At 56.3% G+C, this 24,689-nt stretch carries 22 protein-coding genes; 9 read left to right on the top strand and 13 right to left on the bottom strand.

The window, feature by feature from the left end; genetic code table 11:
- Positions 1-12: 12 nt before the first annotated feature.
- Genes ACOXYR_RS21305 through ACOXYR_RS21295 form a run of 3 tightly spaced genes read left to right on the top strand, consistent with a single transcriptional unit; the run spans position 13 to position 1,827 of the window.
- Complete coding sequence (locus ACOXYR_RS21305; RefSeq protein ID WP_421356064.1) at positions 13-360, top strand: YidH family protein; 348 nt, start codon at positions 13-15, stop codon at positions 358-360.
- A complete protein-coding gene (locus tag ACOXYR_RS21300) occupies positions 350-712 on the top strand; it encodes a DUF202 domain-containing protein (protein ID WP_350436271.1) in 363 nt (120 codons plus the stop codon). The genes ACOXYR_RS21305 and ACOXYR_RS21300 overlap by 11 nt, the downstream gene beginning before the upstream one ends.
- Positions 709-1,827, top strand: a complete 1,119-nt coding sequence (locus ACOXYR_RS21295) for an anaerobic sulfatase maturase (RefSeq protein ID WP_421356065.1) — start codon at positions 709-711, stop codon at positions 1,825-1,827. Before ACOXYR_RS21300 ends, ACOXYR_RS21295 begins: the two co-directional genes overlap by 4 nt.
- Positions 1,828-1,830: 3 nt before the next feature.
- On the opposite strand, the gene dsdA is transcribed toward ACOXYR_RS21295, so the two are convergent.
- Together dsdA and dsdX are read right to left on the bottom strand one after the other, a co-directional pair.
- The gene (gene dsdA / locus ACOXYR_RS21290) at positions 1,831-3,153 is read right to left on the bottom strand and encodes a D-serine ammonia-lyase (protein ID WP_421356066.1); all 1,323 of its coding nucleotides are present in this window, start codon (positions 3,151-3,153) and stop codon (positions 1,831-1,833) included.
- Between the two features lie 17 nt (positions 3,154-3,170).
- Entirely contained in the window at positions 3,171-4,508 is a 1,338-nt protein-coding gene (dsdX, locus tag ACOXYR_RS21285) for a D-serine transporter DsdX (RefSeq protein ID WP_421356067.1), read from the bottom strand.
- A gap of 228 nt (positions 4,509-4,736) precedes the next feature.
- Between dsdX and dsdC the strand changes: the two genes are divergently transcribed.
- Positions 4,737-5,675: a DNA-binding transcriptional regulator DsdC gene (gene dsdC / locus ACOXYR_RS21280; protein WP_421356068.1), complete on the top strand. Its 939-nt coding sequence runs from the start codon at positions 4,737-4,739 to the stop codon at positions 5,673-5,675.
- On the opposite strand, the gene emrD is transcribed toward dsdC, so the two are convergent.
- Positions 5,660-6,844, bottom strand: a complete 1,185-nt coding sequence (gene emrD, locus ACOXYR_RS21275) for a multidrug efflux MFS transporter EmrD (protein WP_108476281.1) — start codon at positions 6,842-6,844, stop codon at positions 5,660-5,662. The genes dsdC and emrD overlap by 16 nt on opposite strands.
- Positions 6,845-7,137: 293 nt before the next feature.
- Here emrD and ivbL point away from each other — a divergent pair, with 293 nt between their 5' ends.
- The 5 genes from ivbL (at position 7,138) to nepI (ending at position 11,229) form a co-directional block, all read left to right on the top strand.
- Complete coding sequence (gene ivbL / locus ACOXYR_RS21270; RefSeq protein ID WP_072277096.1) at positions 7,138-7,236, top strand: ilvB operon leader peptide IvbL; 99 nt, start codon at positions 7,138-7,140, stop codon at positions 7,234-7,236.
- A 107-nt stretch (positions 7,237-7,343) separates the two neighbouring features.
- Complete coding sequence (gene ilvB, locus ACOXYR_RS21265; RefSeq protein WP_421356069.1) at positions 7,344-9,032, top strand: acetolactate synthase large subunit; 1,689 nt, start codon at positions 7,344-7,346, stop codon at positions 9,030-9,032.
- A 3-nt stretch (positions 9,033-9,035) separates the two neighbouring features.
- Positions 9,036-9,326: an acetolactate synthase small subunit gene (ilvN, locus tag ACOXYR_RS21260; RefSeq protein WP_015343952.1), complete on the top strand. Its 291-nt coding sequence runs from the start codon at positions 9,036-9,038 to the stop codon at positions 9,324-9,326.
- 69 nt (positions 9,327-9,395) lie between these two features.
- Entirely contained in the window at positions 9,396-9,848 is a 453-nt protein-coding gene (locus tag ACOXYR_RS21255; protein ID WP_108476288.1) for a DUF1198 family protein, read from the top strand.
- Positions 9,849-10,044: 196 nt separating this feature from the next.
- The gene (gene nepI, locus ACOXYR_RS21250) at positions 10,045-11,229 is read left to right on the top strand and encodes a purine ribonucleoside efflux pump NepI (RefSeq protein ID WP_407731826.1); all 1,185 of its coding nucleotides are present in this window, start codon (positions 10,045-10,047) and stop codon (positions 11,227-11,229) included.
- A gap of 50 nt (positions 11,230-11,279) precedes the next feature.
- Here nepI and ACOXYR_RS21245 read toward each other — a convergent pair whose 3' ends face one another.
- The 10 genes from ACOXYR_RS21245 to ACOXYR_RS21200 all read right to left on the bottom strand — a co-directional run bounded on the left by ACOXYR_RS21245 (position 11,280) and on the right by ACOXYR_RS21200 (position 24,624).
- Positions 11,280-11,579, bottom strand: a complete 300-nt coding sequence (locus tag ACOXYR_RS21245; protein ID WP_108476290.1) for a YicS family protein — start codon at positions 11,577-11,579, stop codon at positions 11,280-11,282.
- Positions 11,580-11,643: 64 nt separating this feature from the next.
- Positions 11,644-12,555 carry a carboxylate/amino acid/amine transporter gene (locus ACOXYR_RS21240; RefSeq protein ID WP_421356070.1) on the bottom strand — a complete coding sequence of 304 codons (912 nt, stop codon included), beginning with the start codon at positions 12,553-12,555 and terminating at the stop codon, positions 11,644-11,646.
- Positions 12,556-12,641: 86 nt separating this feature from the next.
- On the bottom strand, positions 12,642-14,075 hold the full coding sequence (gene murP, locus ACOXYR_RS21235) for a PTS N-acetylmuramic acid transporter subunit IIBC (RefSeq protein ID WP_189624437.1): 1,434 nt from the start codon (positions 14,073-14,075) through the stop codon (positions 12,642-12,644).
- A gap of 21 nt (positions 14,076-14,096) precedes the next feature.
- The gene (gene murQ, locus ACOXYR_RS21230) at positions 14,097-14,999 is read right to left on the bottom strand and encodes an N-acetylmuramic acid 6-phosphate etherase (RefSeq protein ID WP_108476292.1); all 903 of its coding nucleotides are present in this window, start codon (positions 14,997-14,999) and stop codon (positions 14,097-14,099) included.
- 159 nt (positions 15,000-15,158) lie between these two features.
- Positions 15,159-16,313, bottom strand: coding sequence for a multidrug effflux MFS transporter (locus ACOXYR_RS21225; RefSeq protein ID WP_421356071.1), 1,155 nt, complete (start codon positions 16,311-16,313; stop codon positions 15,159-15,161).
- A gap of 107 nt (positions 16,314-16,420) precedes the next feature.
- On the bottom strand, positions 16,421-17,803 hold the full coding sequence (locus tag ACOXYR_RS21220; protein ID WP_421356072.1) for an efflux transporter outer membrane subunit: 1,383 nt from the start codon (positions 17,801-17,803) through the stop codon (positions 16,421-16,423).
- 3 nt (positions 17,804-17,806) lie between these two features.
- Positions 17,807-20,911 (bottom strand): efflux RND transporter permease subunit, encoded by a 3,105-nt coding sequence (locus ACOXYR_RS21215; protein ID WP_113859091.1) that lies wholly within the window; start codon positions 20,909-20,911, stop codon positions 17,807-17,809.
- Positions 20,911-22,032 (bottom strand): efflux RND transporter periplasmic adaptor subunit, encoded by a 1,122-nt coding sequence (locus ACOXYR_RS21210; protein ID WP_415728728.1) that lies wholly within the window; start codon positions 22,030-22,032, stop codon positions 20,911-20,913. The genes ACOXYR_RS21215 and ACOXYR_RS21210 overlap by 1 nt, the downstream gene beginning before the upstream one ends.
- A 135-nt stretch (positions 22,033-22,167) precedes the next feature.
- Positions 22,168-22,737 (bottom strand): TetR/AcrR family transcriptional regulator, encoded by a 570-nt coding sequence (locus ACOXYR_RS21205; RefSeq protein ID WP_108476297.1) that lies wholly within the window; start codon positions 22,735-22,737, stop codon positions 22,168-22,170.
- A 372-nt stretch (positions 22,738-23,109) separates the two neighbouring features.
- The gene (locus tag ACOXYR_RS21200) at positions 23,110-24,624 is read right to left on the bottom strand and encodes an MDR family MFS transporter (protein ID WP_113859089.1); all 1,515 of its coding nucleotides are present in this window, start codon (positions 24,622-24,624) and stop codon (positions 23,110-23,112) included.
- Between the last annotated feature and the right edge of the window lie 65 nt (positions 24,625-24,689).

The following is a 24,689-nucleotide window of genomic DNA, read 5'->3' as shown; positions in this document are numbered from 1 at the left end:
CAAGGAGCCGCAATGAAAATTTCCCGCCTCGGAGAAGCCCCGGATTACCGTTTCTCACTGGCGAATGAACGTACTTTTCTGGCGTGGATTCGTACATCGCTGGGCTTTCTGGCGGCAGGCGTCGGCCTTGATCAGTTGGCGCCTGATTTCGCGACGCCTATCATCCGCGAGCTGTTGGCTCTGCTGTTATGTCTTTTCGCCGGTGGGTTGGCGATTTATGGCTACCTGCGTTGGCTGCGTAACGAAAAAGCGATGCGGCTGAAAGAGGATCTGCCTTATACCCCTAGCCTGTTGATCATCAGCGTCATTTTACTCATTGTCGCCGTCATTGTGATGGGGCTGGTTCTGTATGCCGGCTAATCGAAAAGCACGCCGGGAACGTGACCCCGGCCTGCAGCCTGAACGTACCTCGCTCGCCTGGTTCCGCACCCTGTTAGGCTATGCCGCGCTGATGCTGCTGGCGATTAAGCATAACTGGCATCAGGCCGGGAGTTTGTTCTGGATCTCACTTGGCATACTGGCAATAGCGGCGTTAGTTCTTTGGCGATATACTCGAAACCGCATTTTAATGGACGTTGCGCAAAATGATTTTGCGCAACCCCGCGTGGTGCGCGACAAATTTTTCATCGCGCTTGCGGTTCTCTCACTGGCGTTGCTGTTTGCTGCCACGCATCTGCGTCAGGTGGGGTTATTGATAAAGGATTATCTATGACAGGCTGCCAGGTCATGGTCAAACCGGCCAGTTCTCGCTGTAATCTGCGCTGCAGATACTGCTTCTATATTGAAAAACCGCAACAGAGCGTAATGGATGACGAAACGCTTGAGGCGTTTATTCGTCAACATATCGACGCGCAACCGGGTGATGAGGTGCTGTTTGCCTGGCAGGGCGGCGAACCTACGCTCTGTGGTATTGATTACTTTGAACGCGTTGTCGCGCTGCAGCAGCGCTATGGGAATGGCAAGCGAATCGCTAACGCCTTCCAGACCAACGGGATTCTCCTTAACGATGCGTGGTGCCAGTTTTTCCGCGAACATAACTGGCTGGTAGGCATCTCTATCGATGGCCCCGCACCGTTGCATGATGCCTTCCGCGTGAGCAATAGCGGCAAGCCGACCCATCATAAAGTTGTCGATGCTATCCAGCTTTTAACCGCCCATCGCGTTGAGTTCAACCTGCTGGTGGTCGTCAACAGTCTCAACAGCCAGCATCCGCAGGCGCTTTATCACTACTTACGTACACTCGGCACGCCGTTTATCCAGTTCATCCCTCTGGTTGAGCAGGATGAAAACGGTGATTTAAGCGCAGAATCGGTGAGCGCAGAACGCTGGGGCGAGTTTCTGACGCGCGTCTTTTCCGTCTGGGTAAGAGAAGATATTGGCCGCGTTTACGTACAACTCTTTGATTCCACGCTGGGTGTCTGGTGTGGCTATCCCGCACAGATGTGCGCGCAAAGTGAGCGGTGTGGTCACGCCTTCGCGCTGGAGTCTAATGGCGATTTATATCAGTGCGATCACTATGTTTATCCGGCGTATCGGCTGGGAAATATTCACGAGCAACCGCTTAAGGTACTTAACGCACAGCCAGAGGTCGCCGCGTTTGGCGCGAACAAACAGCGTGCGCTTAACGATGCTTGCCGACAATGCCCGGTGCTGCGCCTGTGTCAGGGCGATTGCCCAAAACATCGTCTGCATGCAGGCAAAAGCGCGTTATGCGCAGGCTATCGCCATTTCTTCACGCATACCGCGCCACACATGAAAATTATGCGCGATCTGCTGAAGCACCACCGCTCGCCCGTTGAACTGATGGTGATGCTTCAACATAGCTAAGGTTTAATGCCCTTTCGCCAGATACTGCGCCATCTCTGCTTCCGGCACCATGCCGCCGCCCGTCGCCCATACCAGATGGGTGGCGTGCTTCAGTTGTTCGGCGCTGAAACCGTGCATTTGCTGATACGCGGTGGACGCGCAAACGCGCTGCGGCCCGGCCATGCCCGCCAGCGCCGAGGGCTCCAGGCGGATATTCTCTTCCTGCGCCAGCCAGCCCAGCATGTCGTACATCGTTTGATCGTCGAGCGTATAAAGCCCGTCGAGCAAGCGTTCCATCGCGCGGCCTACGAAACCGGATGCGCGGCCAACCGCCAGCCCGTCTGCCGCCGTCAGGTTATCAATGCCAATGTCCTGAACGGAAATCGCATCGTGCAGGCCGGTGTGCACGCCCAGCAGCATGCACGGCGAGTGCGTGGGCTCAGCAAAGAAGCAGTGCACGTTATCGCCGAAAGCCAGCTTCAGACCAAAGGCCACGCCGCCAGGGCCGCCGCCCACGCCGCAAGGCAGATAGACAAACAGCGGATGCTCGGCATCGACAACGCGCCCCTGCTGAGTAAACTGCGCTTTCAGGCGCTGCCCGGCGACGGCATAGCCGAGGAACAGCGTGCGTGAGTTTTCATCGTCGATAAAGAAGCAGTTCGGGTCTGACTCCGCCGCTTTGCGCCCCTGTTCAACCGCCACGCCATAATCTTCTTCGTACTCGACCACCGTTACGCCATGGCTACGCAGCTTCGCTTTTTTCCAGGCGCGGGCGTCGGCGGACATATGCACGGTAACCTTAAAACCGATGCGGGCGCTCATGATACCGATCGACAACCCCAGATTGCCGGTTGAGCCCACCGCAATGCTGTACTGGCTGAAGAACTGTTTGAACTCCGGTGAGAGTAAAACGCTGTAGTCGTCTTCGGTGCTCAGCAGGCCGGCTTCCAGCGCCAGTTTTTCCGCATGCGTCAGCACTTCATAGATGCCACCACGGGCTTTAATCGAACCAGAAATCGGCAAATGGCTGTCTTTTTTGAGCAGGAGTTCACCGCTCATTTTCTGGCCAAATTGCTGTTCCAGACGCTGTTGCATGGCGGGGATCGCCACCACGTCAGATTCAATAATCCCGCCGGTTGCGGCCGTTTCCGGAAACGCTTTTGCCAGATAGGGTGCGAAACGTGTCAGACGGTCGTGAGCGGCCTTAACGTCTTGTTCCGTCAGGCCAACATAGGGTAAACCTTCCGCAAGAGACGTGGTGCCGGGGTTAAACCAGGTGGTCTCTTTGAGCGCGACCAGGTCGTCCACTAAAGGATATTGAGCGATGAGTTTTTGAATGTTTTCCATAGTACGTCTCTTTGCGCTTAGATGATAAAGGAAAGCAGGAATGTGCATGCCAGTGCAACGACGGAGGCAATAAATGTCGCCGTTGTATAGTATTTGAACGTTTCGTTAAGGGTCGCGCCGCAATACTGTTTCACCAGCCAGAAGAGGGAATCGGTGACGATCGTGCAGCCAATTGCGCCAGAACCAATAGCAATGGCGATGATCTCCGGGCTCACGTTCGGGTAAAGCGGCAGCATCGGGGCGACAATCGCCGTTGCGCCCATCATCGCCACCGTGGCGGAACCGACCGCCGCATGCAGAATCAACGCCACCAGCCACGCCAGCAGAATCGGGTGCATATGCATGTTGGAGAGGATAAGCGCCAGCGTATCGGCCAGGCCGCTGCTTTTGAGGATAGCGTTGAACGCCCCGCCCGCACCGATAATCAGCAGAATGTTGGCGATAGAACCGAAACCGTTCTCCGTGTGGGTCAGCAGGGTGCTCATGCCGATATGTTGACGCAGGCCAAGGATGTAATAGGCTACAAACACGGCGATGAACATGGCGGTAATCGGGTTGCCGATAAATTCCAGCAGCGTGTAAAGCGTACTGCCTTTTTCCATGTTTAACTCAGCGACGGTTTTTACCAGCATCAGGCCAATTGGCAGCAGAACGGTAAACAGCGTTGCGCCAAGTGACGGCAGTGTTTTTTCGTCGCGGACTTCAAGGTCGGAAAACTCGGCCGGTACGGCCTTAAAGGGCAGACGATTACCGAGGAATTTCAGGTACAGCGGGCCGCCGATAAGCGAGGCCATCAGCCCAACCAGCAGGCCGTAGACGATAACTGTACCCAGATCCGCGCCCAATTTATTCGCCACAAACAGCGCAGCCGGGTGCGGCGGCACTACGCAGTGAACGGCCATCAATGCGGTACACAGCGGAATCGCCAGCTTTAACAGCGACGTATTGGTTTTTTTGGCGATGGAAAACGCCAGTGGGATCAGCAGCACGACACCCACTTCCACGAACAGCGTAATCCCGCAAATCAGCCCCACCAGCACCATAATGACGTCAGCAGAGAGCCAGCGGCAGCGCTGAAGCGTCAGCCCAATGCGTTCTGCCGCACCAGAGACTTCCATCATTTTGCCCAGAATGGTGCCCAGGCCGATAACGGCGGCCAGGAAGCCCAGCGTGCCGCCAATCCCGCTTTCCACGGCATTCACCATATCCAGCGGGCCCATGCCCATCATCGCGCCCACGAAGAAGCTGGCTAACAGCAGCGCCAGAAACGGGTGGAATTTAAACTTCACGATGGTCAAAACGATCAACACGATGCTTATCAGCAGCGTGCTCACAACCCATATTTGAGAGTGCATATCTCACCTTGCCCTGTGATTAACCTGCCCCTATTGGACAGAAAATGGACATGGCCTGACAAACGATGTATTTGGCCTTTCACATGAGCCAGATTGAATCAAGGTGGTGATTTATGTCGAATAATGAGGCTAAATTGCGAGATGGTTCACTTTGGTTCACCCTTGCGCTGATTTTTGCAGCCTGTTTTTTTACACTGATAAGCATTGTTTGGGTTTAATGAGGTGGTTATGGATCCCTTGCGCGATGTGCGAAACCGGCTGCTGAACGGCTGGCAGTTATCGAAGCTTTACACTTTTGAGGTTGCGGCGAGGCATCAGTCTTTTGCGCTGGCGGCAGATGAGCTGTCGCTGAGTCCCAGCGCCGTCAGTCACCGCATTAACCAACTGGAAGAGGAACTGGGCATTCAGTTGTTTGTCCGTTCGCACCGTAAGGTTGAATTGACGCATGAAGGTAAACGGGTGTTCTGGGCGCTGAAATCGTCGCTGGATACGCTGAATCAGGAGATTCTGGACATCAAAAACCAGGAGCTCTCCGGCACGCTGACGGTTTATTCGCGTCCGTCCATTGCACAGTGCTGGCTGGTACCTGCGTTGGGGGATTTCACTCGCCGTTATCCATCGATTTCGCTGACTATGCTCACCGGGAATGACAACGTTAATTTACAGCGGGCGGGCATCGACCTGGCGATTTACTTCGATGATGCGCCGTCGACGCAGCTCACGCATCATTTTTTGATGGATGAAGAAATTTTGCCGGTGTGTAGCCCCGACTACGCACGGCGTTTTGATCTGAATGGACGGCTGATAAATCTGCCGCATTGCACATTGCTGCACGACAGGCAGGCGTGGAGCAACGACTCGGGCACCGATGAATGGCACAGCTGGGCGCAGCATTTTGCAGTGAATCTGCCGACATCATCGGGCATTGGCTTCGATCGTTCCGATTTAGCGGTGATTGCTGCCATGAATCATATTGGCGTGGCGATGGGGCGCAAAAGGCTGGTACAAAAACGCCTCGACAGCGGGGAGCTAGTGGCTCCCTTCGGCGACATGACGCTGAAATGTCATCAGCACTATTATGTCACCACGCTGCCTGGCCGTCAGTGGCCGAAAATCGAGGCGTTTATTGGCTGGTTGCAGGAGCAGGCGGCCTACACCGGCTGCTGATGTTGATGAAAGCGTGAAGCCAGCGGTAGCCAACAGAGGAAAATCAGCAGGCCCATCAGCGTCATTAACAGACCGAGGCTGGCCTGACCGGTTTGCGGCATCATCGCGGAAAGCCACGCTAACACGCCGGAACCAATGTTCTGCAAGCCGCCGACCAGCGCACCCGCAGTACCGGCGAGGAACGGGAAGGGCTCCATTGCACCGCTGGTCGCCAGCGGGAAAAGCATCCCCGCGCCGAAGAAGAAGAGAGCGGCAGGCACCAGCAGCGTCCAGACGGTCATTACGCCGAACAGGCCCGGTATCCACATCATCAGCCCCGCGACCAGGCAACTCATCACCGACTGCCACATCAGCGTTGAAAAACGTTTATTCGGACGCCCGGCAAACCAGGCGCCAAAGAATGCCGCCGGGATCGGCAGAATAAACAGAATACTCACCACCATGCTGTTCAGGCCAAGCACCGCGCCCATCAGCACGCCAGAGCAGGCTTCAAACACCGCAATGCCCGCCAGCCCGCCAATCAGCATCAGCAGATAGCAGTTGAACGCGCCGCTGCCAAAAAGCGTTTTATAGTTGCTGATAAGCCGCGTTTTCGGTGCACCAGCAGGGCGCGTTTCTGGCATCCAGCGCGCCATGCTGAAGGTGACAATCACGCACAGGGTCAGCAGGAAGCCGTAGCACGCACGCCAGTTCCAGGCCGTATCAAGCAGCCCGCCAATCAGTGGCGCGAGCAGAGGGCTCACCAGAATCCCCATATTCAACAGGCTGTTAGCGTGGCGAAGCTGGCTGCCTTCGTACAGGTCACGCGGCAGAGTACGCGCCATTACGCCGCCCACGCCGGTGCCCATTCCCTGTAACGCGCTGGCGGCAATCAGCACCGTCAGATCGCTGGTGGACATGGCGACAACCGTCGCCAGCATAAAAATCGACATCCCAACCAGGATCACCGGACGACGCCCGACGCGGTCAGATAGTGGGCCATAGAAGAGCTGCGAAACGCCATAGGTCAGCAGATAGGCTGCCATGACGCTTTGCACCGCGCCCTCGCGAACGTTGAGATCGCGTGCCATATCAGCAATTGCAGGAATATATATGGTTTGCGCCATCTGTCCGACGGCAACCAGCAACACCAGCATCAGTAAGATAGTGACGTTTCTTTGGCTTTTCATTTCTCTGATATTTTATAAAAAAAGAAAATATAAGAATAAGCTGCTGCTTATTACCCTAAATGCGGGTGGAATCTACCATATCAAGATGACAATTTAACCATCATATATGTGAATGATTTGTAGCGGCCAGGCAGGATTTATAGACGCTGACGGCAACTAATCTTGCCAGTCTCTACATGGCTCTGGAGTGTGATCGCGCAGACATTTTTACGCAGATGAATTTTTTTCCGTTGCCAGCATCCAAAACCTGTGTTTGTATAAATTCACTTGATGAATTGATAAACAGGCCCCTAATGACTCCTTCCATGATGACGTCGACCCTACTAAAAACCGCGCTACCAGCCGCGGTGGTCGTCGTGCGTGTGGTGGTGGTCGTCGGCAATGCGCCGTAGGGTCCGGATCAACACACGATTCCAAAACCCCGCCGGCGCAAACCGGGCGGGGTTTTTCGTTTAATGACCCTCCCCGGAAAGTCGGCTCAGAATAAAAGGACTGGAGCATGGCAAGTTCGGGCACAACATCACAGACCAGACGCTTTACCGGCGCAGAACTGATCGTCCATCTGCTGGAACGTCAGGGGATCACCATGGTGACCGGCATTCCCGGCGGCACCGTGCTGCCGCTGTATGATGCATTAAGCCAAAGTAAGCAGATACGCCATATACTCGCGCGTCACGAGCAGGGCGCGGGATTTATTGCGCAGGGCATGGCGCGCACGGCGGGGAAACCGGCGGTGTGCATGGCCTGTAGCGGGCCGGGTGCCACCAACCTGGTGACCGCCATCGCCGACGCGCGTCTCGACTCGATTCCGTTAGTGTGTATCACAGGCCAGGTGGCCTCCTCATTAATCGGCACCGATGCGTTCCAGGAAGTCGATACCTACGGCATTTCTATCCCCATCACCAAACACAACTATTTAGTTCGCAACATCACGGAATTACCGCAGGTTATCGCGGATGCCTTCCGCATTGCGCAGTCTGGCCGCCCAGGCCCGGTGTGGATAGACATTCCTAAGGATGTGCAGACCGCTGAAATCGAACTGAGTGAACTGCCAGAGCCCGGCGACCGTGCGCCAACGCCTGAATTCAGCGCCGAGAGCGTGCGTGAAGCCGCCGCAATGATCAATGCCGCGCAGCGTCCGGTACTGTATCTGGGGGGCGGGGTAATCAATGCGCCTGAACGCGTACGCGAGCTGGCTGAGAAAGCGAATTTGCCGACCACCATGACCCTGATGGCGTTGGGCATGCTGCCAAAAGCGCACCCGCTGTCATTAGGTATGCTGGGGATGCACGGTGCGCGCAGCACCAACTTTATTCTGCAACAGTCTGATTTATTGATTGTTTTAGGTGCACGTTTTGATGACCGGGCAACGGGGAAAGTGGCTGAGTTCTGCCCGAACGCGAAGATTATTCATGTTGATATCGATCGCGCCGAGCTGGGGAAAATCAAGCAAGCCCACGTAGCCATTCAGGCCGATGTTGATGATGTTCTGGCGCAACTGTTACCGCAGATTGACGCACAGCCGCGTAACGAATGGCGCGGGAAAGTCGCTGAACTACAACAGGAATTCCCGTGTGCCATCCCACAAGCGACCGATCCGTTAAGCCATTATGGCCTGATCAACGCCGTTGCCGCCTGCGTGAACGACGACGCGATTATCGCCACCGACGTAGGCCAGCACCAGATGTGGACTGCCCAGGCGTACCCGCTCAATCGCCCGCGTCAGTGGCTGACTTCCGGCGGCCTGGGCACAATGGGCTTCGGCTTGCCTGCGGCGGTTGGTGCAGCGCTGGCGAATCCGGATCGCAAAGTACTGTGCTTTTCTGGCGATGGCAGTTTGATGATGAACATTCAGGAGATGGCGACGGCGGCGGAAAATCAGCTGGATGTGAAAATCATTCTGATGAATAACGAAGCGCTGGGCCTTGTTCATCAACAGCAGAGCCTGTTCTACAAACAGGGCGTGTTCGCGGCGACCTATCCGGGGATGATCAACTTTATGCAAATTGCCGCTGGTTTCGGCCTGGCAACCTGCGACTTAAACAGCGAAACCGATCCGCAGGGCGCGCTGCAGGCAATTATTAACCGACCGGGCCCGGCGCTGATCCACGTGCGTATCGACCCGCAGGAAAAAGTGTATCCAATGGTACCGCCGGGCGCGGCGAATACTGAAATGGTGGGGGAATAAGCCATGCAAAACACAGCACACGATAACGTCATTCTTGAACTCACCGTTCGCAACCACCCGGGCGTCATGACCCACGTCTGCGGCCTGTTTGCCCGTCGCGCGTTTAACGTCGAAGGCATCCTTTGCCTACCGATTCAGGACAGCGATCAAAGCCATATCTGGCTACTGGTCAACGATGACCAGCGGCTTGAGCAGATGATGAGTCAGATAGACAAGCTGGAGGACGTGGTGAAAGTGCAGCGTAACCAGTCTGACCCGACGATGTTTAATAAGATTGCGGTGTTTTTTCAGTAACTCATCTGACAGTCGACAGCGCTGAAATACGCTTTATGATGTCGGGGTTGAACGACATTGTGAGGGCACATGATCTGGATAATGCTGGCGACGCTGGTGGTCGTGTTTGTGGTGGGTTTTCGGGTGATGACATCCGGCCCACGCCGGGCGATTCGTCGTTTGAGTGAACGCATGGGCATTACGCCGATGCCGATAGAATCGATGATCGATCAACTGGGGAAGGTGCCCGGTAACGAGTATCTGCACTATCTTGAGCGCCCGAACGAAGCGCATTTGCAGAATGCCGCGCAGATGCTGCTGATTTGGCAGGTGTTTATTGTCGACAGCAGTGACGAGAGCATGCATCGCTGGCATCGCCTGCTGCAAAAATCGCGTCTGGCGGCGCCGATTACCGATGCACAGGTTCGGCTGGCGTTAGGGTTTATGCGTGAGCTGGAACCCAATGCCGGGGAACTGAACGCGTTTCAGATTCGTTACAACGCGTTATTCCACGATGAAGATGGGGTTCGGTGGCTGCATTGATGCGCCGCGAGAGATGAAATCCGTGCGGTTTTCTCCCTCTCCCTGTGGGAGAGGGCCGGGGTGAGGGCATCAGCGCGCACAATTCCTCACAATCCCCCATACTCCCCCCAAATAGTTGTCAAAACGTTAAATACGTCACACTCAGGATGTTACACTGCGCAACTTTCCCGCACGATAACCAATGCCTGGTGACTTAATGACTGAACCGTACACTTCCTCACAACCGAAAGACGCTGTCGTGCGACCGAACTGGTCGGCGGTTTTTGCGGTGGCTTTTTGCGTGGCCTGCCTGATAACCGTTGAGTTTTTGCCCGTCAGCTTGCTGACGCCCATGGCGCAGGATCTGGGCATCTCTGAGGGCCTGGCGGGGCAGTCGGTCACCATGACCGCGTTTGTGGCGATGTTCTCCAGCCTGTTTATCACTCACATCATTGGTCGCACCGATCGCCGCTACGTGGTGATGATGTTTGCGGTACTGCTGACACTCTCCTGCCTGCTGGTGTCGTTTGCCAATAGTTTTGCTCTGTTGCTGCTGGGGCGCGCCTGCCTGGGTCTGGCGCTGGGCGGTTTCTGGGCGATGTCGGCGTCATTGACGATTCGCCTGGTGCCAATGCGCGTGGTGCCAAAAGCGCTGTCGGTGATTTTTGGCGCAGTGTCGATAGCCCTGGTGATCGCCGCTCCGCTCGGCAGTTTCCTCGGCGGAATAATTGGCTGGCGAAATGTGTTTAACGGCGCGGCGTTAATGGGCGCGCTGTGCATAGTGTGGGTGATTAAAGCGCTGCCCTCGCTGCCTGGCGAAGCGGCGCATCAGCAGCAAAACATGTTCAGCCTGATGAAGCGCCCCGGCGTGCTGGCGGGCATGAGCGCCATTTTTTTGGTGTTCGTCGCCCAGTTCTCTTTCTTCACCTATATACGCCCGGTCTATACCACGCTGGCAGGCTTTAGCGTGGATGGCCTGACGCTGGTGCTGTTGAGCTTTGGCATTGCCAGCTTTGTCGGTACCTCGCTCTCTTCTGCCGTTCTGAAACGCTCGGTAAAAGGCACGCTGGCCTGCGCGCCCTTTGTCCTGATGCTCAGCGCGCTGGCGCTGATTTTCTGGGGGAATTCGCCGGTTGTCGCGTCTGCGGTAGCGATTATTTGGGGCTTCGCCTTCGCGATGGTGCCGGTCGGTTGGTCAACGTGGATCACCCGCTCGCTCTCCGATCAGGCAGAAAAAGCGGGATCTATTCAGGTGGCGGTGATCCAGTTCGCTAACACCTGCGGGGCGGCGCTGGGCGGCGTCGCGCTGGACCATTTCGGCGTGCTGTCACCGCTGGCGATTTCCGCCTGCCTGATGCTGCTGACGGCCACGCTGGTGGCGACGAAGGTGAAAGTGAATTAAGGAGAATGGCCGGAGGGTGGTGCGCGTATCCGGCCTTCATTATCGGGAAATCACTCCGCTTTTGGACACTGTACCTGCTTCACGGCGGCGGCGTAGCGCTCGGCATCATTACGTTCCAGCGCCAGCGTCGCTTCCCGCACGCGCAGACGATTCTCTTCCGTCGCCAGCACCAGATTCGCAAATTGATCGTCCGACACCGCGCCCGCCGGGGCACAGTTCTTCTTCACGTCCTCAATCACTTGCCGCTTTTGCTGCTCAAACTTAAGCCCTTCCATCGGCGAGTCGGCATATGCCGCGCCGGAGGCAGCCAGACAGGCCGCCAGAGAAAATAGCACCGGTATCATTTTCATGCTCATATCCTTATCGGGAATTCATTCCCCTTAACTATATGTGTTGCTGGCGAATAGGGACAATTTAGTGACGCTCAACCGGCGTACTGCGACGGCGAGAATCCAGCGAAATCAGGACAACCGAGGAGAGGATCAGCAACGTGCCCAGCCAGTCCGGCAGGGTGAAGGTGATGCCCAGCAGAAGCAGCGACAGGAATGCGCTACTCAGTGGTTCGGCACAACTCAGAATGCTGGCTCGCGGACCGCCAATCATCTGCGCGCCTTTCAGATAGAGGCTAAAGGTCAGCGAGGTGCCAATCACCACCAGATAGAAGAATGCCAGCACCACGTTGCCGGAAAGCGTAAAGCTCTCGCCCTGGCCTGCGTAGAACGGCAGCAGCACCGCGCCGCCGATGAGCATGCTCCAGCCGACAATCGGTAGCGTGCCATAACGCGCAATCAGCTGTGACGGGTACGTGGTGTAGAACGCCGCCGTAAAGGCAGAGACAATCCCCCAGAACAGCGCGCCGCCGGAGATAGACAGTGATGTCGGGTTTCCGTGGGTGACCAGCAAAAACGTACCGATTAATGAGGTGCCGATAGCGGCAAACACCAGCATGCCGGGGCGGGATTTACGCACCAGCGAGAACCACGCCACGATGATCGTCGGGGCCAGGAATTGCAGCACTGTCGCGGTGGCGGCGTTGGATTTTTCGATGGTCATCAGAAATGACAGTTGCACCGTCAGGGCGCCTACCAGGGTGAAGAACAGCAGGCTAAGCGCGTCTTTACGGTTTTTCATAATGCGGAAGATGCGGTCGCCATGTACGAAAGAGAGTGTCAGCAGAATCAGTCCCGCGAATAGCAGGCGCGTCATAGTTAAAAACTGCGAGGACATCTGGCTTTGTTCCATGATGTACTGCGCGCATACCCCTGAACTGCCCCACAGCACGGCGGCGATAAGGACGTTCATCATCCCTCTTCTGGTGGATCCCATGTTGTTGTTCTCGTCTTTATTTTTATCAGACGAGAATCATAGCATGCGGAAATAGAAGCCCCCAGCGCTGGCCGGGGGCGGGAGGATTAACTGAGGTCGACGTTTTTACTGCCGAACAGCCAGGTGAGCAGGAAGCCGAAGAAGTACGCCACGGCAAGACCCGCCGCATACACCGCCATTCCGGCGTAGATACCGCTGTTGGAGGTCATCAGCGGCAACGCTACCAGCCCCGACGGGCCAAATACGGTGTTCAAACCGACGGGCAGGCCCATCCACGCCACCAGGCCGATGAAGAAGCCGCCGCACGCGCCGCCAAAACAGGCGGTGATGAAGGGCTTCATGCGTGGCAGCGTGACGCCGTAGATCAACGGTTCGCCGACACCCAGCAGACCGGGAATTATCGCCCCTTTAATCTGGGTACGCAGCAGTGCGCCCTGCTTCGCGCGGAAGTAAAGCGCCAGCGCCGCGCCGACCTGACCTGCGCCCGCCATCGACAAAATGGTGAACAACGAGTTGAAGCCCTGGGCATCCATCAGCGCGAAGTACACCGGCACGAAACCCTGATGCACGCCAAACATGACCGCCAGCAGGAACAACCCGGCCAGCACCGCAGAGCCGAACGGGTTGCCGTTGAGATGCAGGAACAGCCAGGACATACCGGTGAACAGGTAACCGCCGAGCGGCATAATCACCACAAAGGTGACCGCGCCCATAATCAGCAGCGTAATCGCGGAGGTGAGGATCATATCAAGGTTGGCGGGCATGATGCTGCGTACCCGCCGTTCCACCCATGCGCCCAGAATCGCCGCGATCAGCACGCCAATAATGTTGCCGCGCGGGTCGATATCGTGACCGAAGAACTGCGTGATGCCGGAATAAAACCCAACTGTCGCTTCCGGGTTATAGCCCAGCACAAACAGCGAGGCGATAATCGCGCCGTTTACGCCCGAACCGCCGAACGCTTTTTGCGTGTTGTAGCCAATGAGGATACTCAGGAAGGTGAACATTCCCTTGCTAAAAATCTTCATATAGCCGATCACTTCCACCAGCGTGGCGTTCGGATGGGCGCTTTTCAACACGAACATCTGTTCCGCCAGCGTGGCAAAGCCAAGCAGCAGGCCCACGGCAATAAACCCAGGGATTAACGGGGTGAAAATGGTGGCGAACTTCGCCAAAAACTTCTGAATTCCGCTGGTTTGCTTCTCTTTTAGCGCTTTTTTCTTTTCGCTGGCAACGTCAGCCAATGACGGTTCCGCCGTGGGCGAATCTTCCAGCAGCGCATTCATCATCTCGGCAGCGGTTTGTGCTCTGCCGGGGCCGAGGATTATCTGGAACTGCTCTTCGCTGACCACTACGCCCAGCACACCGTCCACCAGACGAATGTTGCCAATATCAGCCAGTTCTTCATTGCGTAGCGTTAAGCGCAGTCGGGTCATACAGTTCCCGGCCTGAACGACGTTTCCGGCTCCCCCCACCAGGGAGAGGAGACGGGCTATCATCTCTTTATTTATTTTCGCCATTCAATCTGTTCTCCAGGCCGTTTAGCCTTGCTGTAACGCCTTGCGGATATAGCCGTTGTTATCGGCCAGCAGCGTAGTGGCCTCGTCAGCGCTGAGGTTTGCCAGCACCATCACGATGGCGGTTTTGCAGTGGCGATGGCAGGCGTTTAGCGCATTGACGGCGGTTTCGCGGTCACACTCGGTTGCTTCCATCACGATGGACACCTGGCGCTCAATCAGCTTGGCGTTAGTGGCTTCCACATCGACCATCAGGTTGCTGTAGACCTTGCCGCTGCGAATCATCGCGCCGGTGGTAATCATGTTCAGCACCAGTTTCTGCGCGGTACCTGCTTTCAGGCGGGTTGAGCCGGTCACCACTTCCGGGCCGACAACCGGGGTAATGGCGATATCGGCCAGCTGCGCCATGTCACCGTGCGGGTTGCAGGTAATGGTTGCGACCAGAGCGCCCACGCTTTTGGCGTAGTTCATCGCGCCAATGACGTACGGCGTGCGGCCGCTGGCGGCGATTCCGACCAGCACATCATTGGCCGTAAAGTTCAGTGCTTTCAGATCTTCCGCACCCTGAGCAACGTTATCTTCTGAGTTCTCAACGGCGCTGAGAATCGCTTTATGGCCGCCAGCAATCAGGCCAACGACCTGTTCCGGGCGGGTGCCAAATGTCGGTGGGCATTCGCTGGCATCAAGAATACCGAGACGGCCAGAGGTGCCTGCACCGCTGTAAATCAGGCGACCACCTTTCTGGAAGGCCGCCGCGACGGCGTCAACCAGTTGGGCAATCTGCGGCAGATAAGGTGTGATTGCGTGAGCAACCAGCTGATCTTCGCGGTTGATTACCGCCAGCATCTCTTCGGTGGAGAGGGTGTCAATATTGGTACTGTTGGCGTTGCGGCGCTCGGTCAGCAGTTTGCTCAGGTCGATACTCATAGTGGCCTCGTCTTCGTCAGTGGCGGTCAGTATAAGGAATTTTTTATTCCTTTCGTGTGAAGGGTATCACGATTAAAGCCTGGCGAATAAGAGGGGGTGCAGATGGGTAGTGACTTACTGCGGTAATAAATTTGGAATATTTTATTACCGCAGTGAATTTTACCGGACTTTGCAGAGAGAAAAGAAGAGCGCGATGGCGTAGGAAATTGCCATGGCGAGAGTCATTTTGAGCATGGTTTCGCCACCCAGACCGGCAAGCGGAGCAGCAATGCCGCCGCAGACAAACATCAGCGTGCCCATCAACGCCGAGGCTGTGCCCGATTGTTCGCTGCTGACCGCGCTCATCGCTTCAGAACCGGATACCGTACTGATCCCACTCATAAACGAGACGGTAAAGAACAGGCCAACCAGCGCAGGAATAGCAAGATGCAGCCAGGCCAGTAGCAGCGTAATGCCTGCGCAGGCGACCGCCAGCAGCAATCCACGACGTAACAGCACTTCGGCAGCCACGCGGTGAGAAAGCTTCGAGAAAATCAGCGCGGCGATAATCAGGCCAATGCCGTTCAGGCCGAACAGCAGGCTAAACTGCATGGCGCTCATGCTGTACTCGCTCTGAATCACGAACGATGAGGAGCCGATGTATGAAAACAGCCCGGCCATCATAAAGGCCTGAATCAGGCAGTAGCGCAGGAAGCGGCGGTTTTTCAGCAGCGGCGTGTTGCGCGTTTCCTGGCTGACGGTGGTACTTTTGGCCGGTAACGTTTCGTGCAGTACCCACTGGCTTAACAGCAGCAGAACAACGCCGATGCCGGCCATACACCAGAAGAGAATACGCCAGTTAAATGCGGTGATGATGTAGCCGCCGATCACTGGCGAAATCACCGGCGCAATACCGTTGACGGTCATCAGCAGGGCGAAAAATTGCGTCAGCATCGCACCCTGATAACGGTCACGGGCGATGGAGCGCGACAATACAGAACCGCCCGCTCCGGCGAAGCCTTGCAAGAAGCGCCAGCCAATCAGCAGGTGAATATCTAGGGTCATCGCACACATCGCGGAAGAGAAGATAAACAGCAGCAGTGAGAGTGCCAGTGGCTTTTTGCGGCCAATACGGTCGCTTAACGGGCCGAAGAACAACTGGCCGAGACCGAGACCGATTAGCGCAGCAGTCAGTGAAAGCTGCGTTTGTGTGCCGGTTGCGCGAAGCTGGTCGGTGATTTCCGGCAATGCGGGCAGGTAAAAGTCAGTACAGAGTGGGCCGATGGCGGTCAGCAGGCCCAGCGTCAGCACCCATGAGGGGGCGATGCGCGACATAGAAGCTCCTTTTTATGATTGTGGGGGGCTGTTTACCCCCTCACCCTAACCCTCTCTCTCAGGGAGAGGGGACCGATTGTGCACGGTGTTACTTTTCTCCCTCTCCCTCAGGGAGAGGGCGGGGTGAGGGTGGCCCCACCCCCCAGCGACTGCCACAACGTAATGCGGTTATCCAGCTCGGTCTGTTGCAGCGCAATCAACGACTGCTGCGCCGACCACAATGTACGTTGGGCGGTCAGCACCGTCAGGTAATCGCTGCTTCCCGCCTGGTAACGTTTCATCGCGATATCCAGCGTCTGCTGTTCGGCGGCAACATACTGGCGCTGGGCGTCCAGCTCTTCACTCAACGTCTGGCGACGCGCAAGCACATCGGCGACATCTTTAAACGCGCTCTGAATCGTTTTCTCATAGGTCGCAATTAACCCTTTTTTCTCCGCTTCCGCATAGCGAAGCTGCGCCATGTTGCTGCCGCCGGTAAACAGTGGCAGGGTGATGGACGGCGCAAACGACCACACTTTCATGCCATGACTGAACAGTGAAGAGAGCGAATCGCTGCCTACGCCCGCGCTTGCGGTCAGTGAAATTGTCGGGAAGAAATTCGCCCGCGCCGCACCGATATTGGCATTAGCGCTCAGCAGGTTATGTTCAGCTTCCTGAATATCCGGGCGGTTGAGTAGCAAGGAGGAGGAAACGCCCGCCGGTACCAGCGTAATCGTGTTATCGCCTAAACTCTCCAGCGTGCCCGGCAGCAGGGCATCCGGCACCGTTTGCCCGGCCAGCAGGTTGATGGCATTTTTATCCTGCATCACCAGCGTCTGATAACTGGCAACGCTGGCGCGCGCCTGCTGATACACGCTCATCGCGGAACTGACATCCGTCGCGGCGGCAGTGCCGACGTCCATCTGGCGTTTCACTATCTTCAGCGAATCTGCCGCGCTGTTCATCGTCTGCTGCGCCAGCGCCAGATTACTGTTATCGGCGGCCAGCGTTACCCACGCGGTGGTGAGTTCGGAAATCATGGTAAGACGCGTGTTCTGTGCGGTGTATTCGCTGGCAAGCCAGGTTTCCCGCGCGGCGCGGGAAAGACTCTGGTTGCGACCAAAAAGATCCAGCTCAAAGCTGGATACCGCGCCATCGGCCTGTGTCGAGGTCGCCACGCCGTTCGCCAGCGTACGGCTACGGCTGCCGCTTAATTCCGCATCCACCGTCGGGAACAGCGAGGCGCGGGTTTCGCCATACTGAGCCCGCGCGGCATCGATATCAGCAATCGCTTTTTGTACATCGCGGTTGCTGTTCAGTGCCATGCTCACCACTTTGTTCAGGCGGGCATCTTTCACTACCTGCTGCCAGTTACCGATCACTGCCGTCGCCTGGCCCTGCGTGCCTGGCAGCGTTGCCGGGACGGGCGCGTCGGGGCGTTGATAGTTTGGATCGAGTGACACACAGCCGACGCTCAGGAAGGCAATAAATAAAACAGAGAGACGAAACATAACTTACCCCTGACGGCGTTTACCGGCGAACAGGCGTTTCACCAGCACAAAGAATAATGGAACAAAGAAAATCGCCAGCAGCGTTGCGGTCAACGTACCGCCGATAATCCCGGTGCCGATGGCAATACGGCTGTTCGCGCCAGCCCCGGTGGCAATGGCCAGCGGCGTTACCCCGGCGACGAACGCCAGCGAGGTCATGATGATCGGGCGCAAACGCGTTTGTGCCGCTCGCAGCGCGGCACGCGAAAGGGAATAGCCCTCGTTAACTGCCGCTTCGGCAAACTCGACAATCAAAATGGCGTTCTTCGATGACAGCCCGATAGTGGTCAGCAGTGCCACCTGGAAGTAAACGTCGTTACTTAAGCCGCGCATCCATGCCGCCAGCGCTGCACCCAGCAGGCCGAGTGGGATAACCATGATGACCGAAATCGGCACCGACCAGCTCTCATACAATGCAGCCAGGCACAGGAATACCACCAGAATGGAGATGGCATACAGACTCAGCGCCTGACCACTCGCCAGTTTTTCCTGCAATGACAACCCGCTCCAGGCCCAGGTGGAACCCGCAGGCAGATTGTTGGCCAGCGTTTCCATGGTGGTCATCGCTGTACCGGAACTGGAACCAGTGGCATTTTCGCCCTGAATTTCATAGGCGGCGGCACCGTTGTAACGCACCAGGCTTTCCGGGCCGTATTCCCAGCGTGTGGTGGCGAAAGCGGAGAACGGCGTCATGCTGTCATCGCTGCCGCGCACGAACCATTTACCCAGATCGGATGGCGCCGAGCGGGAATCACTCTCGCCCTGGATATAGACTTTTTTCACGCGACCGCGGTCGATAAAGTCATTCACATACGTGCCGCCCCAGGCGCTGGAAAGCGTCGAGGTGACATCGCTTAAAGACAGGCCCAGCGATACCGCTTTGTTGTTGTCGATATCAACCTGCAACTGTGGCGTTTGTGGCATATCGTTAGCGCGAACGGCGTGCAGCGTAGCGTCCTGATTGGCTTTGCCGATCAGTTCCTCACGCATCTTCAGCAGTTCCGCGCGATCGGTGCCGCCGCTCGCCATCAGTTCGAAGGTAAAACCGTTACTCTGGCCCAGACCATCCACCGACGGCGGTGTCATGGCGAAAAGCGTTGCATCACGTATCGTCCCCAGTTGCTGAGTGGCGCGCAGAGCAATGGCCTGGGCGGTGTTTTCCGCACCCTTACGTTCGGACCAGTTTTTCAGCGAGACGAAGGCCATCCCGGCGTTCTGCCCGCTGCCGCTGAAGCTGAAACCATTAATGGTGAAGATAACGTTGGTGTTGTCTTTCTCGTTATTGAGGAACCAGTCGGAGACCTGCTTACTCACTTCAGCGGTGCGTGAATTGGTTGCGCCCGCAGGCAGCGTGTACTGCACCATGACTTCGCCCTGATCCTCGGTAGGCAGGAAGCTGCCAGGCAGTTTCCACATCGCCAGCGCCATGCCGCCACAAATCACCAGGTACACCACCATCACCCGCCCGGAGCGGCCTAGCGTGTTGAGCACTTTGTGTTTGTATTTGCGTTCGGTCGAACCATAGAAGCGGTTAAATGCCCCGAAGAAGCCTTTTTTATGTGGCGGAGTGTGACGCAAAATCGAGCCGCAAAGCGCAGGCGTTAGGGTCAACGCCACCACCACCGAGAGCATCATCGCCGAAATAATGGTGACCGAGAACTGACGATAAATTACCCCGGTTGAACCGCCAAAGAAGGCCATTGGCAGGAATACCGCCGAGAGCACCAGCGCGATGGCAACCAGCGCCCCGGAGATTTCACCCATCGATTTTTCCGTGGCTTCGCGGGCGGGGAGCCCTTCGTCGCGCATTATTCGCTCGACGTTTTCCACCACCACGATGGCGTCATCCACCAGAAGCCCGATGGCGAGCACCATCGCAAACAGCGTCAGGGTGTTGATGGAGTAACCGAACAGCGCCAGCACGCCAAAGGTACCGAGCAGAACGACGGGCACTGCCAGCGCCGGAATCAGCGTCGCGCGGATGTTTTGCAGGAACAGATACATCACGCAGACCACGAGGATAATGGCTTCGAACAGCGTTTGTACCACGTCCTCGACGGAGATTTTAATAAACTCGGTGCTGTCTTTCGGGTACGCAACGTCATAGCCCTGCGGCATATTGCGCTTGTACTCGTTGATTTTCTCTTTCACCAGCGTGGCGGTACTCAGGGCGTTTGCGCCCGGCGCCAGCATCACCGCCATCCCGGCTGCCGGGTGACCGTTCAGTTTGGCAACGGCGGTGTAGTCCTCACTGCCCATTTCCACGCGCGCCACGTCGCCGATGCGCACCACTGCGCCGTTAGACTGGCTTTTGACGATAATATTTTTGAACTGATCGACCGTTTGCAGGCGCGACTGTGCGCGCACGGTGGCGGTCAGTTGCTGCGTATCCGGTGACGGTAATGCACCGATTTTACCGGCGGAAACCTGCACGTTCTGCGCTTCAATCGCCGTCTGCACATCCGATGGCATCAGGGAGTAGGACGCTAGTTTCGCCGGGTCCATCCAGATGCGCATCGCGTATTCCGCACCGAACACCTGCAGGCTACCCACGCCGTTGAGACGGGCCATCGGGTCCTGCATATTGCTCACCAGCCAGTCGGCGATATCCGAGCTGCTGGCTTTATCGGTTTTATCGTAAACACCCATAATGAGCAGGAAGTTGCTCTGGGATTTCACCACCGTTACGCCCGCCTGCTGAACCTCGCTTGGCAGGCGTGATTCCGCCTGCTGCACTTTGTTCTGTACCTGAACTTGTGCGGTATCCGGGTCGGTTCCCTGCTCGAAAGTCACGTTAATGCTTACCGAGCCATCGGAACTGCTGGTGGAGGTGAAATAAAGCAGGTTATCCAGCCCGGTAAGTTGCTGTTCGATAACCTGGGTCACGCTGTTCTCCAGCGTTTGTGCCGATGCACCGGTATAGGTGGCAGAGATTTTAATCGACGGCGGCGCAACGTCCGGGTACTGCGCGACCGGCAGCGTTTTGATAGCCAGCATCCCCGCCAGCATAATCAGAATAGCGATAACCCAGGCAAAGACCGGGCGACGCACGAAGAAGCTGGAAAACATCAGGCGTTTCCTCCGTTAGTTTTCACTTCAACGGGTTTTACCTGTTGTCCGGACGTCACTTTTGCGGAGCCTTCGACAATCAATTTATCGCCCGCTTTCAGGCCGTCTAGCACCAGCCATTTATCGCCATAGGTGTCGCCGGTTTCCAGCTCACGTTGTTCCACTTTGTTATCCGCGCTGACCACAAGAGCTGTGGCTACGCCCTTCGCATCGCGGGTAACGCCCTGCTGCGGAGCGAGGATCGCATCGTTCATGATGCCTTCATCCACTTTGGCGCGGACAAACATCCCGGGCAGAAGCTGCTGTTTCGGGTTCGGGAATACAGCGCGCAGAGTGACAGAACCGGTCGACTCATCGACTGCCACTTCGGTCAGCGCCAGACGGCCTTTCTCACTGTAGGTTGAGCCATCTTCCAGAATCAGCGCCACATTCATGGTGTCGCTGTTGGTGGCAAGTGATTGTTTGCGCAGGCGCAGAAGATCGACGCTTGAGCGGGTGAGGTCAACGTACATGGTATCGAGGCCGCGAATGGTCGCCAGTGCGGTGGTTTGCTCGGCAGAGACCAGCGCGCCCGGCGTCACGGAAGAAATACCAATACGCCCGGCAATCGGCGCGGTAATGGTGGTCCAGTTCAGATTGATACGTGCACTCTCCAGCGCCGCTTTTTTCGACTCAACGCTGGCTTTGTCCTGCGCGCAGGTTGATGCCGCGTCGTCCGCATCCTGGCGCGACACACCGTTCTCTTTCACCAGTTGCGCATAACGTTGCGCTTTTGAGCAATCCGCGGTCACCAGCGCCTGCGCCTGTTTCAGCGCGGCGGCGGCTTCGTTGTACGCGGCGCGGAAACTGTCGGGCTCAATCTGATACAGCGCCTGCCCGGCTTTAACGTTATCGCCTTCATTAAAAAGCCGTTTCTGGATGATGCCGGTGACCTGCGGACGCACTTCGGCGCTCATTGCAGCGGCAGTACGCCCGGTCAGCTCGCTGACCACGGAAACGGGTTGGCTTTTTAATGTGACGACACCGACTTCCTGCTCCGGACGCTGAGGCGCTGATGTTTGCGCATTATCGCATCCGCTCAGGAGAAATAATGCGGCAAGTGTGGTTGTGATGTATTTCATCTTTTTTCTCAAGGTGAATGACGTCCTCCTCGCAAATAGATTGCGAGGATTTAAGGGTGAACGAATCCGCATCGCCGGTTACCCGGAAATGATAAAAAAGGGGAAGTTAATTTCCCCGCTAATTACAGGATTAAATTACTTAGCAGTGATAAGCATATTTATAATTTCCTGATAGATTTTTTCTAACGGTTTCGGGTCAACTTTTTGTGGCGTTAACCGACGATAAATTGAGCCTTCCATCATCACAGCAATCAATTCAACACAGCAGCGCACACGCTCGGCACTGAGATGAGGATGCTGTTTTTGCAGATTGGCGCAGGCATTGTTGAACATGCGTTCGTCCGCTTCGGCAAGCCAGACGGCGACCTGCGGATTGCGCGTGGCTTCAGCAGACATTTCCAGCATTAACGCATCGTCATCTTCGCTCAGCGTGACGCGGTAGGCGAGCAGATGCGGGATCAGGGTGGTGTGCGTTTTCCCTTCCATCTCGGCAATGCGGTAGTCGATGATGCGGCGGATAAGTTCTTCAATAATGGCGTCTTTATTGGCGAAGTAGCGGTAGATTTGCCCGACACTGAGCTTCGCTTCCGTGGCGATTTGCGACATGCTGGCCGCGTGGAAACCACTGTTGCGAAAGCAGCGGCGTGCGGCGGCAATGATGTCGTCTTGCCGTGCTTTCTGTCGGGCTTCCAGTTTGCTGGTCATGCATTTCTCCACGTTTTGAAACAATGAGAACGATCGTTCTCATTTTGGCTCATTATACGTCGATAATGACCAATGGAAAGTATTTTCTGGCACTGTTTTTTTTCTGTCTGTTTCGTACAAAAAATAATGGAGGAAAAAAGAAGATTTTGTGAATTTAACGGGGGTAAGAATAAAAATAATGGAGGAAATAGGGTTTATGTAATTAAAAAAGTTATTACATAGATAGGGCATCATAAGAATATTAATTGGGTGCGGGAGTTGCCCTCACCCTAACCCTCTCCCACAGGAGAGGGAACCGATCGCATGCGTGTTAATGTTCTGTGCTGGTTTTCTCCCTCTCCCTGTGGGAGAGGGCCGGGATGAGGGCGCACACTACTCATGCCGTGTTTTCAACGGCGCTTCCTTCAGTAACCACGACAGCACAAACGCCAGCACCATAATGCACGCTGCCATAATAAATGCCGCGTGGATGGCCGAGCCAAAGGCATCCAGATAATCCGTGCGCACCGCATCGGGAAGATGATGGATGGTGGCCGGGTTCATATTGCGCGGCACTTCCGCACCTTCCGGCAGCAGACGCGTCAGGTTTGACTGCAATACGGAGGTAAACACCGCGCCAAACAGCGCCACGCCAATGGAGCCGCCAATCGAGCGGAACAGCGTCACGCCGGAAGTGGCTACGCCGTATAGATTCGGCGCGACGGTGTTCTGTACCGCCAGCACCAGCACCTGCATCACCAGCCCTAACCCCATCCCCAGCACGCCGGTAAAAAGATAAAGATGCCAGGTCGGGGAGGTAATGGTAATGCGCGTCAGCAATACCATGCCCAACGTGCCCAGCAGCGTGCCGAGGATCGGGAACAGGCGATACTTCCCGGTGCGGCTGATAATGCGCCCGCTAATGATGGAGGTCAGCAGCAGCCCGCCCATCAGCGGAATCAACTGCAAGCCCGCCTGCGTCGGCGTCGCCTCTTTGACCACCTGTAAATAGAGCGGCAGGAACGTCACCGAGCCAAACAGCGACATGCCGATGATAAAGCCAATCAAGCTGCACAGCAGGAAGCTGCGGTTGCGGAACAGCGAAAGGGGAATAATCGGCTCCCACGCCAGCCGCTCTTCATAGATAAACCCGGCAATGCCCACCAGGCCAAAGGCGAGAATGCACCACAGCTGCGGGTCGCTCCACGGGCGAACTGTGCCGCCTTCGGTGGTGAATAAAATGATGCATACCAGCGCCATGGTCAGATAAATCGCGCCCAGCCAGTCAATCTCATGCTGGTTACGCTTGGTGTTGGCGTGGAAGACCGCGCCGATCACCAAAAGGGCGAACAGCCCCAGCGGGATGTTGATGTAGAAAATCCAGCGCCATGACGCGTGCTGAACGATAAAGCCGCCAATTAGCGGGCCAATAACTGTCGCCAGGCCGAACACGCCGCCAAATAAACCCTGATAACGTCCGCGTTCGGCGGGGGGAATGACATCCGCTACCGCTGCCATGCTGATCACCATCAGCCCGCCGCCGCCAAGCCCCTGAAGGGCGCGCATCAGAACCAGTTGCGTCATATTCTGCGCTAAACCACACAGTGCGGAACCGACCAGAAACAGCACGATAGCAACCTGGAGAACCCGCTTACGGCCAAACAGATCGCCAAATTTTCCGTACAATGGCACCACAATTGTGGAGGTCAGAATGTACGCCGTGACGACCCAGGAGAGTTTATCCAGCCCGCCCAGCTCGCCAACAATGGTTGGCAGCGCGGTCGAGACAATCGTCTGATCGAGCGCGGAGAGCAGCATCACCAGCAGCAATGCGCTGAACAGCAGGCGGATAGAAGGCGCGCCCGCTTGTGATGATGACGTTTGTTGAGTCACGGTATCGGACTCCATAGTGTGCTCATTTGAAATTAATTAACTGTATAATTAATATTTATGGAAGATGCTCCACCGGTCAA

This window comes from Pseudocitrobacter faecalis, from assembly GCF_965231525.1.
Lineage (GTDB): Bacteria > Pseudomonadota > Gammaproteobacteria > Enterobacterales > Enterobacteriaceae > Pseudocitrobacter > Pseudocitrobacter faecalis.
Note: the sequence above shows the minus strand (reverse complement) of the source record. Positions and strands in the feature narration are given on the sequence as shown.

Excerpts from the sequence above, each read along its gene's own strand:
- ACOXYR_RS21305 (WP_421356064.1), top strand. The coding sequence starts at position 13 with ATGAAAATTTCCCGCCTCGGAGAAGCCCCGGATTACCGTTTCTCACTG.
- ACOXYR_RS21300 (WP_350436271.1), top strand. The coding sequence starts at position 350 with ATGCCGGCTAATCGAAAAGCACGCCGGGAACGTGACCCCGGCCTGCAG.
- ACOXYR_RS21295 (WP_421356065.1), top strand. The coding sequence starts at position 709 with ATGACAGGCTGCCAGGTCATGGTCAAACCGGCCAGTTCTCGCTGTAAT.
- dsdA (WP_421356066.1), bottom strand. The coding sequence starts at position 3,153 with ATGGAAAACATTCAAAAACTCATCGCTCAATATCCTTTAGTGGACGAC.
- dsdX (WP_421356067.1), bottom strand. The coding sequence starts at position 4,508 with ATGCACTCTCAAATATGGGTTGTGAGCACGCTGCTGATAAGCATCGTG.
- dsdC (WP_421356068.1), top strand. The coding sequence starts at position 4,737 with ATGGATCCCTTGCGCGATGTGCGAAACCGGCTGCTGAACGGCTGGCAG.
- emrD (WP_108476281.1), bottom strand. The coding sequence starts at position 6,844 with ATGAAAAGCCAAAGAAACGTCACTATCTTACTGATGCTGGTGTTGCTG.
- ivbL (WP_072277096.1), top strand. The coding sequence starts at position 7,138 with ATGACTCCTTCCATGATGACGTCGACCCTACTAAAAACCGCGCTACCA.
- ilvB (WP_421356069.1), top strand. The coding sequence starts at position 7,344 with ATGGCAAGTTCGGGCACAACATCACAGACCAGACGCTTTACCGGCGCA.
- ilvN (WP_015343952.1), top strand. The coding sequence starts at position 9,036 with ATGCAAAACACAGCACACGATAACGTCATTCTTGAACTCACCGTTCGC.
- ACOXYR_RS21255 (WP_108476288.1), top strand. The coding sequence starts at position 9,396 with ATGATCTGGATAATGCTGGCGACGCTGGTGGTCGTGTTTGTGGTGGGT.
- nepI (WP_407731826.1), top strand. The coding sequence starts at position 10,045 with ATGACTGAACCGTACACTTCCTCACAACCGAAAGACGCTGTCGTGCGA.
- ACOXYR_RS21245 (WP_108476290.1), bottom strand. The coding sequence starts at position 11,579 with ATGAAAATGATACCGGTGCTATTTTCTCTGGCGGCCTGTCTGGCTGCC.
- ACOXYR_RS21240 (WP_421356070.1), bottom strand. The coding sequence starts at position 12,555 with ATGGGATCCACCAGAAGAGGGATGATGAACGTCCTTATCGCCGCCGTG.
- murP (WP_189624437.1), bottom strand. The coding sequence starts at position 14,075 with ATGGCGAAAATAAATAAAGAGATGATAGCCCGTCTCCTCTCCCTGGTG.
- murQ (WP_108476292.1), bottom strand. The coding sequence starts at position 14,999 with ATGAGTATCGACCTGAGCAAACTGCTGACCGAGCGCCGCAACGCCAAC.
- ACOXYR_RS21225 (WP_421356071.1), bottom strand. The coding sequence starts at position 16,313 with ATGTCGCGCATCGCCCCCTCATGGGTGCTGACGCTGGGCCTGCTGACC.
- ACOXYR_RS21220 (WP_421356072.1), bottom strand. The coding sequence starts at position 17,803 with ATGTTTCGTCTCTCTGTTTTATTTATTGCCTTCCTGAGCGTCGGCTGT.
- ACOXYR_RS21215 (WP_113859091.1), bottom strand. The coding sequence starts at position 20,911 with ATGTTTTCCAGCTTCTTCGTGCGTCGCCCGGTCTTTGCCTGGGTTATC.
- ACOXYR_RS21210 (WP_415728728.1), bottom strand. The coding sequence starts at position 22,032 with ATGAAATACATCACAACCACACTTGCCGCATTATTTCTCCTGAGCGGA.
- ACOXYR_RS21205 (WP_108476297.1), bottom strand. The coding sequence starts at position 22,737 with ATGACCAGCAAACTGGAAGCCCGACAGAAAGCACGGCAAGACGACATC.
- ACOXYR_RS21200 (WP_113859089.1), bottom strand. The coding sequence starts at position 24,624 with ATGGAGTCCGATACCGTGACTCAACAAACGTCATCATCACAAGCGGGC.